The following is a 14,112-nucleotide window of genomic DNA, read 5'->3' on the forward strand; positions in this document are numbered from 1 at the left end:
TGGCCTGGTGGCTCAGCTGGTTAGAGCGCCGCCCTGTCACGGCGGAGGTCGTGGGTTCGAACCCCATCCGGGTCGTTTACAATTAAATATTGTATTTCGCTTATTAACTATGGGGTCTTAGCTCAGCTGGGAGAGCATCTGCCTTACAAGCAGAGGGTCACAGGTTCGAGCCCTGTAGGCCCCATACTTTTTACGCCGACATGGCTCAATGGCAGAGCAGCTGATTTGTAATCAGCAGGTTGTTGGTTCGACTCCGACTGTCGGCTCTATATTAACTAATATAGAGTTAGTTAATATTATGGGTGGATTCCCGAGTGGCCAAAGGGGACAGACTGTAAATCTGCTGGCACTGCCTTCGAAGGTTCGAATCCTTCTCCGCCCATTGATAATCTAAAGATTATCTTTTTAAACAATTTATTTAGCGAATGCCGCGGGGTAGAGCAGCTCGGAAGCTCGTCGGGCTCATAACCCGAAGGTCGCAGGTTCAAATCCTGCCCCCGCTACTACGCCTAGATAGCTCAGTCGGTAGAGCAGAGGACTGAAAATCCTCGTGTCACTGGTTCGATTCCGGTTCTAGGCACTTAATTACCACTTCCTAAATCGGAAGTGGTTTTTTTGTTTAATCAAGATTTAATTATAATACTGAAGTTAAAATCATATCATAGTACAAGAAATGCAGTAATACTGCTAGTATTGGGCTATATGAATAACTAAATAAACTTGTATAATATATGATAATAAGCTACAATATAGTAGTTGCGTTTAGAATTTTACATGGAGGATATTATGAGTAAAAAAAGCAATATCAACTATAAGTATTTAAGAAGAAGACAATCATGGTTTAGAAGAAATTTACCTACTGTAATTATTGCAGTGGTTGCAGTTTTATTAATTGCAGCGGCAGTAGTTGTAGGTGTTGTTATAGGAAAGAATAGTAATAAGAAAGACAATAATGATAATCAGGCAACAGTTAAGGAAAGTACAACTGCAGAAGAAACAAGTTCAGAAGTAGATTGGATCATTGAGGAAGAACCAGAAACAACAACAGAAGAAGAGACAGCAGCATTAATGGCTCAGGTTACTACTAATGCAACAACACTTGGTTCATCAAATCCTTACTTCATTAAGGTTAATAGAGCAGCAAACTGTGTAACAGTTTACGGTATAGATACTAACGGCGAATATACAATTCCAGTAATTGCATTTGCAAGTTCATGTGGACGTGAAGGTCACGAAACACCACTAGTTGAAAATTATAAGACTTCAGATAAGTATGAATGGAGATTAATGGTTGATGGAACATACGGTATGTATGCAACAAGAATCGCAGGTACAAGCGGAATCTTATTCCACTCAATTCCTTATCTTTCAACATCATCTTCTAGCTTAGAAGAAGGTCAGTACAATATGCTTGGTGACTATGCTTCACTTGGTTGCGTAAGATTATGTGTTAGAGATTGTAAGTGGATTTATGATAACTGTCCATCAGGTACAGGTGTAACAATTTATGATGACGCTACAAACCCAGGACCACTTGGTAAGCCAGATACAATTAAGGTTCCAGAAGATAGTGAATATGCTGGTTGGGATCCAACAGATCCAAGCACAGATAATCCTTGGAATAACTTTGCTCCTACAATTACAGGTGCTAAGGATATTACAACAACAGTTGGTCAGTCAGTTAATTTATTAGATGGCGTTACAGCTACAGATACATGTGGTAACGATGCTACAAGCGATATTTACTTAGTAGGTACTTACACATACGATCAGGCTGGTACATATGCTATTACTTATAAGGTTAGAGATGCTCTTGGAAGAACAGCTGAAGCAACAGTTAATTTAATAGTTGAATAAGAATAAATTTTAATAAAAAGTGGCTGCATTGTTGAGAAATAATGCAGCTTTTTTTAAAATAGAATTAGAAGAACAGTACTAGTAAAGTTAGGAAATAATACGACAGAAAAAGATGAATAAGAAGATAAATAAAGAGATAAATAAAGAGATAAATAATAATAGTAAAAGCGAGATAAATAATGAGCAAATACAATGATTTATTGGATAAGCTAATTGAATATACAGACAGTGACTACGTTCCTATGCATATGCCAGGTGCCAAAAGAAATGACATTTTTTATGAAAATGAATTTAAGGCCCTAAGCAAACTAGATATTACGGAAATTGATGGCTTCGATAATATGCATGATGCTAGTGGCATTATTTTAGACATGCAGAAGAAGGCTCAGAGGCTTTATAAGGCGGATTTAAGTCTTTTACTTGTAAATGGTAGCACTGCAGGTATTTTGGCGGCTATAAGTGGCGTATGCCACAAGGGAGATAGTATTTTAGTGGCAAGGAATTGTCATGTCTCAGTTTATAATGCCTTATACCTAAATGAGCTTAAGGCCGATTACATTAGTCCACAAATAGATGAAGAAACAGGAATGTTTTTGGGGATAAGTTTGGATGAAATCAAAGATAAGGTGGAAAATAATAGTTATAGGGCAGTAGTTATTACAAGTCCGACTTATGAAGGTAGAACATCAGATATTCGCGGGATTGCGAAATATTTGCATGATAAAGGAATCGTACTGATTGTGGATGAAGCTCACGGGGCGCATTTTAATTTTCATAAGGAATTTCCAGAAAGCGCTATAAGTCAGGGGGCGGACGTTGTGATTAACAGTATTCACAAGACTTTGCCAGCTCCTACACAGACGGCTTTATTACACTTAAATTCAGATTTAATAAATTATGATAGGGTGAAAAGGTATTGGAATATCTATCAAAGCACATCTCCGTCCTATTTGTTAATGGCTGGAATCGACAGGGCTTTAAGCTTTGTAGAGCTTGATGGAGCAGAGGCCTATAAAGAATATGTCGCTAATTTAAAAGAGCTTAGAGGCAAGATTATGGCCTTAGAAAATATATCTCTAGCCGAGGTAGACGACATTTCGAAGGTGGTTCTAGTGGCCAGTGAGAAAGCTAAAGATAAGATAGATAATTTTGGCAAGTGGATTTTTGATAGGTTACTAGAGGGTTTCCACATTCAGCTAGAAATGGCCTCCTTTGATTACGCCATTGCTATGACAGCTGTGGGAGATAAAAAAAAGTATTATGATAGTTTTATAGGGGCGCTAGAAAGCCTTGATAAGGAAATAGACGAGACGAGAATCCAAAAGAAGCAGGACCAGACAGGTTATAAAGACTCGGTAGAACAAAGAGACTCGGTAGGTCAGAGAGAATCAACAGGGCAAGCTGCAAGAAAGGCAAAGAAGGAATTATTTGCTAATCTGGCGGGATATAAGAAGGTCATGGAGGCCCATGAGGCAGTTGAAAAGGCAGATCTAGAGGGCTTTGATATGTTAAGTCTAGAGGATGAGAGCCTTATTAATAGAGTAAGCGTCAATGCGGTACTTTTGTATCCGCCGGGAATGCCTGTGATTAATTCTGGTGAGTTGATTACAGAAGATAAGATTCAAATTATTAAAAAAGCTATAGCGTTAGATATAGAAGTTATAGGATTAAATGACGATTTAATAAAAGTCTTAAAGACCAATTAGGCCTGTAAATATGAGTGTTAGATCGTAAATTTTGGTGTTGGACCATAGATGTAAAAAAGATTAAGCATCTAAATATAGAACTAGAAAATCTAAGGGTAAGTGTGTGAAGATGAACGAAATAGTATTTATTATGGGAAAAAGTGCTTCCGGTAAGGATAAGATTTATAAGACCTTGGTGGAAGATTTTAAGGGAAAATTTAAAACAGTAACTATGTATACTACAAGACCTATGAGGGTCGGAGAGAAAGAAGGGGTAGAGTATCATTTTGTTGATGATGAAAAGGCCCTTGAATTTGAGAAGGCTGGAAAGGTTATTGAGCTAAGAGCTTATGATACTGTTTATGGTTTGTGGAAGTATTTTACTGCAGATGATGGACAGATTGATTTAACTAAGAAGGACAGATACATAATTATTGGCACTCTTGAGGCCTATGAAAAATTCTTAGAATTCTATGGAAAAGAGCATCTTTTGCCGATATATATTGAAGTAGATGATGATATTAGGTTAACTAGGGCCATTAAGCGAGAGAAGAAGCAGGAAAAGCCAAATTACGAGGAATTGTGTCGAAGATTTTTAGCGGATGCTAAGGATTTTAATGAGGAAAATATAAAGAGAGCCGGTATTGAGGTGAGATTCCAAAACAATACTAAGCTTGAAGATTGCATAAAGCGCATAGAGGACTACATTTTAGCAAATTAGCGCTTGCTTGCAAGATAACTAAAGGTGTTATAAAATGTAAGTTGGATTGTTCCAAGCATTAGGTGCAATGTCAATGTGTTACTTAGATGTGTGGAGGCGTAGGGTATGGAAATTAAAATTAGTGATGTACAACAGGTTACATCGAGCCAAAATGTTAATAAAACGGAGACTCATGATGATTCCTTTAAGTTTACGCTTATAAGTAACATTGAGGAGAAGGAATTACAGGAAAAGCTAGGCTCAATGATGCAGGAAATCACAGATCAAGGTGAGAAGATTTCTAAGCATATGGATATTAAGGATATGAAAAGATATAGAGAGCTAGTTAAGGACTTTATGAATGAGGTTGTTAATAGATCTCATAAATTTTCTCGTGAGAATTTCCTTGATAGACGAGGAAGACATAGAGTTTATGGCATTGTAAAGCTTGTGGATAAGAATCTTGACGATTTAGCAGGTGAACTTGTAAAAGAGGAGAAGGATCACTTAGCTATTGTCAGTAAAATAGATGATATAAGGGGATTGTTACTTGATATTTCCACATAGGTTGATGGACAAGTTAATGGATAGGTTAGAGAATAGGTGAAAAATGAGTGGATTTGCAGATATTTATGGATATGACACAATAAAAGAACACTTACAAAATGCAGTGGTTATGGATAAGGTTTCACACGCATATGTTTTTAGTGGCAATTTAGGTGCTGGTAAGAAGATGCTAGCTAAGATTTTTGCTAAGACATTACAGTGCGAGGAAGGTGGAAAGGAACCATGTAATCACTGCCATTCTTGCGTTCAGGCAGAGTCTAATAATCAGCCGGATATAATCTGGGTGAGACACGAGAAGCCAGGAAGCATCGGTGTTGATGACATTAGAGATCAATTAGTTGCAGATATTCAGATTAAACCATATAGTAGTAGATATAAGATTTACATAATTGATGAAGCTGAGAAGCTTACAGTTCAGGCTCAGAATGCTCTTCTTAAGACAATAGAAGAACCGCCAGCGTATGGTATCGTAATTTTGTTGTCTAAGAATGCAGATATATTTTTACAAACAATTCTTTCTAGATGTGTAGTTCTAGATTTAAAACCACTTAGTGATTCCTTGGTGGAAAACTACATAAATGACCATATTTCATGTGGAGATTATGAGAGAAAATTCGCTGCAAAGTTTGCGAGAGGTTGTATCGGTAGAGCGATATCAATTCTCGAAAGTGATGAATTTTCACAGCTTAAGAACCAGGTGGTTAGTATGGTTAAAAATGCGAAGGACATGACATCCGTAGAAATAATGGATAGCGTTAAGAAGGCTGGAGAATTTAAACTAGTAATAGATGATTATCTAGATTTACTTAACGTTTGGTTCCGAGATGTGTTAATATTTAAGAGTACAGCCGATACCAATTTGATTATTTTTAGCGATGAAATTTCTAGCATAAGGAATCAGGCAGAACTAGTTTCTTATGAGGGTCTACAAGACATTTTAGACTCAATAGATAAGGTAAAAGTAAGGTTGCAGGCTAATGTAAATTTCGATTTAACAATGGAACTGCTAATCATGGCAATAAAGGAAAATTTATAAAAGAGGAAGGTGGTACATCTTTAAAAGATGTATAGGTAAATAAGATGACGAAAGTTGTAGGAGTTAGATTTAGACAGGTGGGAAAGATATATTTTTTTGCACCAGGAAAGTACAAAGTAGAAGTAGGACAGCATGTAATCGTTGAGACAGCTCGTGGCGTGGAATACGGTAATGTTGTTTTAGGAGAAAGAGAAGTGGAGGATGAGAAGGTCGTTCAGCCACTTAAGGCAATCATTAGAATTGCTACTCCAGAAGATGATGAAAAGGAAATCAAGAATAGAGAGAAAGAGAAGGAAGCTTTCAACATCTGTCTTGAGAAGATAGCAAAGCATAAGCTTGAAATGAAGCTTATTAAGGCGGAGTACACATTTGACAATAACAAGGTTTTATTCTACTTCACAGCAGATGGTCGTATCGACTTTAGAGAGTTAGTTAAGGACCTCGCTGCAGTATTTAGAACAAGAATCGAGTTAAGACAGATTGGTGTTCGTGATGAAACTAAGATTTTAGGCGGTATTGGCGCTTGCGGTAGACCACTTTGCTGCGCAACTTATATGCCAGAGTTTATTCCGGTTTCAATCAAGATGGCTAAGGAGCAGAATTTGTCCCTTAATCCAACTAAGATTTCCGGCGTTTGCGGCAGACTTATGTGCTGCTTAAAGTATGAGCAGGAAACTTATGAAGAGCTTAATAGCAATTTACCTGTAGTTGGCGATCATGTTACAACACCAGAGAGACTTCACGGCGAGGTTTCATCTGTCAATGTACTTAGACAGTTAGTTAAGGTAATTGTTACACTTGATAACGACGAGAAGGAAGTTAGAGAGTATCCAGTATCAGAGATCAGATTTAAGACAAGGAGACGTGATAGAAACGAACAGATCGATGATAAGGAATTAAAGGCTTTAGAGGAGCTTGAAAGACGCGAAGGTCATGCGCATATTAGTGATGACTAATTTTTATGAAAATATATTTCTAAATCGACAATAAAAAATGGTGGAGGAAAGTGTGATGTGTAATAAAGAGAATATGGGTTTAAATGAAATTTACACGACGCTTTCTGGAACAATACAGTTAGAAGCTGATGAGAGACTAGATGATTTGTGTAGAGATGGCTTGAAACTAATCCAGAAGCCAGATATTTTCTGCTTTGGAATAGACGCGGTGTTATTGTCTACATTTTCAAAGGCACAAAAGGGCAATAACGTCCTTGATTTATGCTCGGGAAATGGGGTAATTCCAATACTTATGCAGGCCAAGAACCCTGATACAAGTTATAAGGGCCTCGAAATCCAAGAGGTTTCGGCAAATTTAGCTTCTAGAAATGTTGCGATTAATAATTTAGAGTCAAAAGTAGAAATTATTAAAGGTGATTTGAAGGAGGCTGCCAAGATTTTTGGTGAGGCCTCCTTTAATGTTGTAACCGTGAACCCACCCTATAAAAAGGCCAATTCAGGGCTAGTTAACCCAGATTCCACAAAGGCCATTGCAAGGCACGAGATTCTTTGTGACATAGACGACGTTTGCCAGGCGGCCGCAAGATGCCTAAAGTCAAAGGGGCACCTATATATGGTACACAGACCCGACAGACTAATAGATATCATAGCTGCCATGCGTAGAGCCCATATTGAGCCAAAGCGCATAAGAATGGTGCATCCATATGTTGATAAAGAGGCCAATATGGTACTAATTGAGGGGATAAAGGGTGCTAATTCTTACATGATTGTGGAAAAACCGCTGATTGTCTATAAGAGAGTTGATGGACAGTCGGGAGTTTATACCGATGAGATTTTAGAGATTTATAATAATAAGAATTAGAGGTTACGATTTAGAGGTTTTAAAAATGAAAGCAAATCAAGATATAGATAAGGATAACAAAATGGAAATAAATCAAGATATAGATAATCAAGATATTGATTTTGATATAGAAAAGCTAGACGGGAAGCGCGATGGCAAGGGCGAGCTATATTTGTGCGCCACACCAATTGGCAATCTCGAAGACATTACCTATAGGGTTTTGCGAATCCTAAAGGAAGTGGACATTATTGCGGCGGAGGATACAAGAAACTCCATTAAGCTACTAAATCACTTTGAGATTAAGACACCAATGACTGCATACCACGAATTTAATAAGTACGACAAGGCAAAGGTCCTAGTTAATAAAATGTTACAAGGACTCAGTGTTGCTTGCATTACCGATGCAGGTACTCCAGGAATTTCAGATCCAGGAGAGGAGCTTTGTAAGCAGGCAAGGGCAGCAGGTATTAAAGTATCTTCAGTACCTGGGGCAGCAGCTTGTATTACAGCACTAACAATGTCCGGTCAGGCAACAAGACGTTTCGCCTTTGAAGCATTTTTACCAGCAGACAAAAAGCAAAGAAAAGAAGTCTTAGAGGAACTTGTAAATGAAACAAGAACTATGATAATTTACGAGGCGCCACACCACTTAAAGAAGACTTTAGCAGAGCTAAGAAATGTGCTTGGTGGAGATAGAGCTCTTACAATTTGTAAGGAGCTTACAAAAAGATACGAGAATTCCATGGAATTTAGCCTTGATAGCGCATGTGAGTACTATGAGAATAACGATCCAAGAGGAGAGTATGTTCTTGTAATTGCAGGAAAATCAAGGGAAGAGTTAAAGAAGGAAAAGCAGGCCGCATGGGAAGAAATGACCGTTAGAGAACATGTTGACATGTACATAAATCAGGGCCTTGATAAGAAGGAGGCCATGAAGGCAGCCGCTAAGGATAGAGGCGTTTCAAAGCGTGATATTTATAACGAGCTAGAGCGTGATTAATATATCATACGATACATTTTAATTAATATATGTATAGATACTCCCATATATATGGGAGTATTTTTTATGCAACATAACCAAAGTACTAGCAATATAGATAAGATGAATTGTTTAAAATGCTTGACTACAAGCACCATCTAAGATACATTAGAAAATGTAGCTATTAAATTTTTTCTAAGTTTAGACGAGTAATTGTAATTTGAGACTAAATTTATATTACTTGAGATGATTATCCGATTGGGAAGTATTTATGCTTAAGAAAAGATTTAAACAGGTCGCAGTCATTTTACTTACAGTAGTTATGACAGCGATTACATCACTAGCTATTCTACCAGCGAAAAAAGCAGAGGCAGCCGCAGTGGCGCCGAAAGCTGGGAATATTTATTATATTAAAAATAAGAATAGCCAGATGTATTTAACAGTTGCAGGAGACTCTTCTGCTAGTGGAGCAAATGTAATTCAGTCAAAGGGAACAGGAAGTCTAGGACAGAGATGGATTTTAGAGCAAAATTCAAATGGAACATATAGATTACATCCTGCAACAGATATGACTGGTGGGGTTTCATTAGATGTTTATTATGGACGCACAGATAATAACACTAATATTCAGATTTGCTCAAACAATGGTGCAACAGCACAGAACTTCTACCTTACTAAATCAGGTGATGGTTATGCTATCACAACAGAAGTTACAGGGGGAAAGAGTTGTCTCGATGTAGCAAGCGCAAGTACAGCAAGTGGCGCTAATGTTATTGAGTACACTAATAGAGGAGCTTCTAATCAGATTTGGTATTTTGAAGAGGCACAGTGGCCATCATCAGGTTCAGGCTCTAGCTCAGGTTCAGGTTCAAGTTCTGGATCAGGCTCATCAACATCAAACACACCGGCAGCAGTTGACTCAACATATTGCCAGCAAAGAATCCAGCTAGTTAACACAAACGGCAGCTCACTTGTAACTGCTCCATCTAGCACAGGTTCAGTAACAGCCTCAACTAATTCCTCATCATACAATCAGTGGGTTTTAGTTAACAACGGCAGCAACAAGTACATGATTGTAAATGCAGCAACAGGCTATGTACTTGCACCAAATGGCAATAATGCCACAAGTGGAGCTAAGATAGTAGCAACAGGCAAGACAGGCGCAACAGCACAGTATTGGTTAATTCAGGCAGTGTCAAATGATTCACTTGGCAAGGCTTACGAATACAAGATTGTAAACTGCGCTAACTCAAACCTTTGCTTACAGAAATCAGGTTCAAACTTCGTACTTGGCTCATACTCAGGCAGCTCAACACACAAGTTCTACCTTAACACTTACGGTGTAGAAGGTTTTGCAGGACAGTGTAAGAGTGTCAACGGAAAGCAGACAGGCTCTGTAATTGGTGGCGCACTTGGTAAGACAGTATATGTTTCAAATGTATCTGATCTTTCAAAGTACTGCCAGGGTTCAACACCATATACAATTGTTGTAAATGGCAACATCAGAGCAAACAGCTTAACAAAGGTTAATGTAGGCAGCAACAAGACTATTATTGGTTCATTTAATGCAAATACATTGCACAACATCCACTTTAGATGTATATCTAACTCTGGAAATGTCATTTTCAAGAACCTTACAATTAGCCATGATGCAGCAATTAATGGAAATGACGACATTCAGATTTACATCAGCGATGGACAAAAATTCTGGCTTGATCATTGTACATTCCCAGGACATTCAATCGCTTCAACAGATGTAGATAAGTTCGTTTATGTTGGTCTTAAGGCTGATTATGTGACTGTTTCAGGAAATGTATTTAAGAATCATAAGTACGGCTTAATCCTTGGTTACCCACAGGAGGATGGAGCTGGAACATATTCTGGATACCCACAGATGACAATTTGTAACAATTACTTCGATGGCGTATTAACAAGAGCACCAGGACTTATGCGCTATGGTTATTTCCACTCATACAACAACTATGTGGTGAACTTTAACCTAGGCTATACACCTTACACAGGCGCTAACATTTACTCAGAGAAGAACTACTTCTCAAAGGGCAATGCTAAGGGTGCAGTTGTAGATGATCACGGTGTTGGCAACTTCACAGACTATGGCTCAGTATTGTCATCATCTGTTAGCAACTTAAAGACTAAGACAACTTCATGGAGACCAAACTCATGCTACTCATATGCAACAAGATCTGCAAATGACGCAAAGAACTGGGCAGCATCTTCATCAAACACAGGTGTACAAAAGTCAACAATACGCTATGCAATTGACTAATTAGAAACTAATGACTATGTAAAATCGGGTGCTTAAAGAATATAAGGATAAGAAATATAATAGCTACAAAAAAGTCTTGGGAAGAGCGGGCTCTTCCCAAGACTTGATTTTTATGAAAATGCATCACAGGCCTTAGTGAAAAGCCCTTCTGCAAGTCTACATTTGCTTTATTCCACAATCGTATGTTCCTTAATAATATTCCTAACCGTAGCGTAGATAAAAGGCTTGGCAGTTTCAATGTCTGCTGGCTCCTTATAAAGAATTGCGCTATAGCATGTAGAACTAATAAGCTCCACAATCAAGAAAAGCATAATCTCTGGCTCTCTTAAATTAACCTCATCGTCGTTAATCATCTGGTGGTAGACATCAAGGAAGTTAATGTCGTTGTCCGCAACATTAGTAGTTAAGGCTTCCTTAAAAATTCCCCAACTAAGATTCTTTGAAATGAAATTAAGCAAAGTCTGATTGCTATCAAGAGCATTAATAATGTTATCTATTAGGAAAATGATCTTCTCCGTAAAGTTAAGACTTCTCTTTTCAAGTTCCTTATCAAGAGCTGCAACAGCAGATGAGAAAAGAAGACTTGATTCGTGAGAGATAAGTCGATTTCTTATATCAAATTTATCCTTAAAATAAAGATAAAAAGTACCCTTTGCCATGCCGGCCTTTGAAGAGATTTCAGCAATGGATGTTTTAGAAACACCCTTTGTTGTAAAAAGCTCAAAAGCTGAGTTTAGCAAAGAACGTTGTTTATTAATTTTGTTATTTTCTAGTTTTCCCAAAACATTCACCCCTTATCTGAATTTCTAAAGTTGGCGCCTGCGGCGTCACAAGCTTTGATATGGCGCTAATCACACCTGTAATCAAACAACTGTAATATCTTAGCACATTTTCCATCCTTGTATGTGTATCTTAGCATATAAAAAATAAAAAATCTATAAAAAAAGTGACTAGTGGTCATTTTTTGTTGACAGAAAAAATAGTAGTGATATAATGGCTATGAAATCAAAAATGACTAACGGTCAATTTTATAAAACGAAAGAATTTAATACGTCATTTAATGAATGGAGGTTAATTATGGAGAAGTTCGGAAGAGCTGTGGTTAAGTTAAGGATTCCAATCCTTATAATAAGTGTCTTGCTCTTAATTCCAGCAGTTCTCGGATATTTTGGCACACGAGTTAATTACGATATCTTGTACTATTTACCAGATAATATCGAGACTATGGAAGGCCAAGATATCTTATTGAATGATTTTGGAAAGGGCGCCTACGCATTAATCGTAGTGGAAGACATGAATCAAGATAACGTGTCTAAGCTAGTTAATAAGGTTGAAAATGTAGACCACGTAGCGAAAGTTATTTCTTATTCAGGCATCGTTGGAACAGATATTCCAGCAGAACTCTTACCTGAGGAGATAAGTTCTAAGTTTGTAAATGCAGATACAAACTCAACATTATTTGCAGTATTCTTTGATGACACAACATCAAGTGATGACACAATGAATGCTATACAGCAGATAAGAAAGGTTACAGACAAGCAGTGTTATGTAGCTGGTATGTCAGCAGTAGTTACAGATACTAAGAACCTATCAGAAAAAGAAACACCAATTTATGTTTTACTTGCAGTAGTTTTAGTTTGTATCGTACTTGCATTATTTATGGATTCATTCCTTGTACCAGTACTCTTTATGATAAGTATCGGTATGGCAATCGTCTATAACTTAGGTTCAAACTATTTCTTAGGGGAGACATCGTATATTACTAAAGCCTTGGCAGCAGTATTGCAGTTAGGTGTAACCCTTGATTACTCAATCTTCTTGTGGCACAGCTACAAGGAACACAAAGCTGAGTATCCAGGAAATAAGGAAAAGGCAATGGCAGTTGCCATTGGAAATACATTGACATCAGTAGTTGGTTCTTCAATTACAACAGTTGCCGGCTTTATCGCACTTTGCTTTATGAGCTTTACACTTGGTCTTGACTTAGGTGTGGTAATGGCAAAGGGTGTTGTATTTGGTGTAATAGGATGTGTAACAATTCTACCAGCCCTTGTATTAACCTTTGATAGAGCACTAGAAAAGACAATGCATAGAGAAATCATGCCAGACTTTTCAAAGTTTGCTCACTGGGTTGTTAATCACTCATGGGTATTCCTAATAGCCTTTGTAATACTTCTAGTTCCTGCAATTTATGGTTATAACAACACAGAAGTTTATTACGATTTAGCTGGTACCTTACCAAAAGACCTTGATTGCTCACAGGCTAATACAAAGCTTGCTGAAAGCTTTAAGGATTTAAATTCGATTTATATGATCCTTGCAGATAGCGATTTATCTACAGAGGATGGACAAAATATGCTAGATGAGATTCAGAATGTGGATGGCATTTCATTTGCATTAGGACTCCCAACAATAACAGAAACAGGTATCCCAGAGGATTTCTTACCAGAATCCCTCGTATTTGAATTAAAGAGCGGAGATTATCAGTTGATGCTAGTTTCCTCAGAATACGCAATTGCTTCTGATGAAATTAATAACCAGATTGATGAAGTATCAGCAATTACTAAAAAGTATGACAATCAAGCAATGGTAATCGGTGAAGCTCCATGTACTAAGGACTTAATTACAATCACTGATAAGGATTTCAAGACTGTAAGTTTTGTTTCTATCGCAGCGATTTTCGTAATCATTTTCTTCGTACTAAAGTCAATCTCATTACCAATCTTACTAGTTGCAGCCATTGAATTTGCCATCTTTGTAAACATGGGTATTCCATACTTTACAGGCACATCGATTCCATTTATTGCATCCGTTGTAATTGGAACAATTCAGCTTGGCGCCACAGTAGATTACGCAATTCTTATGACAACAAGATATAAGAGAGAACGTGCCTCAGGCCTTTCAAAGAAGGAATCCGTTGAGATAGCCCTTGCTACTTCAATCCCTTCAATCGTAGTATCAGCCCTCGGCTTCTTTGCAGCCACATTTGGTGTTGGTATGTATGCAAATGTAGACATGATCGCATCCCTTTGTATCTTAATGGCAAGAGGCGCAATCATTAGTATGGTTGTTGTAATTTTAGTCGTACCATCATTATTCATGGTATTTGATAAGCTAATAATTCATACAAGTATCGGCTTTAAGCCAAAGAAGAGAAAGTATTCTAATTTAAGTGAAGAAGATAAATTTGCACATCAATAAAGT

General features: G+C 37.6%; 11 protein-coding genes and 6 tRNA genes. 16 read left to right on the plus strand and 1 reads right to left on the minus strand.

Annotated features, from left to right (window positions below):
* The first annotated feature begins 1 nt into the window (after window position 1).
* The 15 genes from G600_RS0107610 (at window position 2) to G600_RS15445 (ending at window position 10,908) form a co-directional block, all read left to right on the plus strand.
* Window positions 2–75, plus strand: a tRNA-Asp gene (locus tag G600_RS0107610).
* Between the two features lie 36 nt (window positions 76–111).
* Window positions 112–184: transfer RNA gene (locus tag G600_RS0107615), tRNA-Val, on the plus strand.
* A gap of 10 nt (window positions 185–194) precedes the next feature.
* Window positions 195–266: transfer RNA gene (locus G600_RS0107620), tRNA-Thr, on the plus strand.
* A 34-nt stretch (window positions 267–300) separates the two neighbouring features.
* Window positions 301–382 (plus strand) — tRNA-Tyr (locus G600_RS0107625).
* Window positions 383–429: 47 nt separating this feature from the next.
* Window positions 430–503, plus strand: a tRNA-Met gene (locus G600_RS0107630).
* A gap of 4 nt (window positions 504–507) precedes the next feature.
* Window positions 508–580: transfer RNA gene (locus G600_RS0107635), tRNA-Phe, on the plus strand.
* A gap of 206 nt (window positions 581–786) precedes the next feature.
* The gene (locus G600_RS0107640) at window positions 787–1,857 is read left to right on the plus strand and encodes a L,D-transpeptidase family protein (RefSeq protein WP_242826363.1); all 1,071 of its coding nucleotides are present in this window, start codon (window positions 787–789) and stop codon (window positions 1,855–1,857) included.
* Between the two features lie 179 nt (window positions 1,858–2,036).
* Complete coding sequence (locus G600_RS0107645) at window positions 2,037–3,563, plus strand: aminotransferase class I/II-fold pyridoxal phosphate-dependent enzyme (RefSeq protein ID WP_034245944.1); 1,527 nt, start codon at window positions 2,037–2,039, stop codon at window positions 3,561–3,563.
* 109 nt (window positions 3,564–3,672) lie between these two features.
* A complete protein-coding gene (locus G600_RS0107650) occupies window positions 3,673–4,263 on the plus strand; it encodes a nucleoside/nucleotide kinase family protein (RefSeq protein ID WP_027431418.1) in 591 nt (196 codons plus the stop codon).
* A gap of 105 nt (window positions 4,264–4,368) precedes the next feature.
* Window positions 4,369–4,809, plus strand: a complete 441-nt coding sequence (locus G600_RS0107655; protein ID WP_027431419.1) for a YaaR family protein — start codon at window positions 4,369–4,371, stop codon at window positions 4,807–4,809.
* Between the two features lie 43 nt (window positions 4,810–4,852).
* Window positions 4,853–5,845 carry a DNA polymerase III subunit gene (locus G600_RS0107660; RefSeq protein ID WP_027431420.1) on the plus strand — a complete coding sequence of 331 codons (993 nt, stop codon included), beginning with the start codon at window positions 4,853–4,855 and terminating at the stop codon, window positions 5,843–5,845.
* 44 nt (window positions 5,846–5,889) lie between these two features.
* Window positions 5,890–6,801: a PSP1 domain-containing protein gene (locus tag G600_RS0107665; protein WP_027431421.1), complete on the plus strand. Its 912-nt coding sequence runs from the start codon at window positions 5,890–5,892 to the stop codon at window positions 6,799–6,801.
* A gap of 55 nt (window positions 6,802–6,856) precedes the next feature.
* A complete protein-coding gene (locus G600_RS0107670) occupies window positions 6,857–7,663 on the plus strand; it encodes a tRNA1(Val) (adenine(37)-N6)-methyltransferase (protein ID WP_242826365.1) in 807 nt (268 codons plus the stop codon).
* A 25-nt stretch (window positions 7,664–7,688) separates the two neighbouring features.
* On the plus strand, window positions 7,689–8,642 hold the full coding sequence (gene rsmI / locus G600_RS0107675) for a 16S rRNA (cytidine(1402)-2'-O)-methyltransferase (RefSeq protein WP_242826364.1): 954 nt from the start codon (window positions 7,689–7,691) through the stop codon (window positions 8,640–8,642).
* A 250-nt stretch (window positions 8,643–8,892) separates the two neighbouring features.
* Window positions 8,893–10,908, plus strand: a complete 2,016-nt coding sequence (locus tag G600_RS15445) for a pectate lyase family protein (RefSeq protein ID WP_081669438.1) — start codon at window positions 8,893–8,895, stop codon at window positions 10,906–10,908.
* 167 nt (window positions 10,909–11,075) lie between these two features.
* On the opposite strand, the gene G600_RS0107685 is transcribed toward G600_RS15445, so the two are convergent.
* A complete protein-coding gene (locus G600_RS0107685) occupies window positions 11,076–11,690 on the minus strand; it encodes a TetR/AcrR family transcriptional regulator (RefSeq protein WP_027431425.1) in 615 nt (204 codons plus the stop codon).
* 295 nt (window positions 11,691–11,985) lie between these two features.
* Here G600_RS0107685 and G600_RS0107690 point away from each other — a divergent pair, with 295 nt between their 5' ends.
* Entirely contained in the window at window positions 11,986–14,109 is a 2,124-nt protein-coding gene (locus G600_RS0107690; protein WP_027431426.1) for an efflux RND transporter permease subunit, read from the plus strand.
* The last annotated feature ends 3 nt before the right edge of the window (window positions 14,110–14,112 follow it).

It is taken from the genome of Lachnospira multipara ATCC 19207 (assembly GCF_000424105.1).
Classification (GTDB): domain Bacteria; phylum Bacillota; class Clostridia; order Lachnospirales; family Lachnospiraceae; genus Lachnospira; species Lachnospira multipara.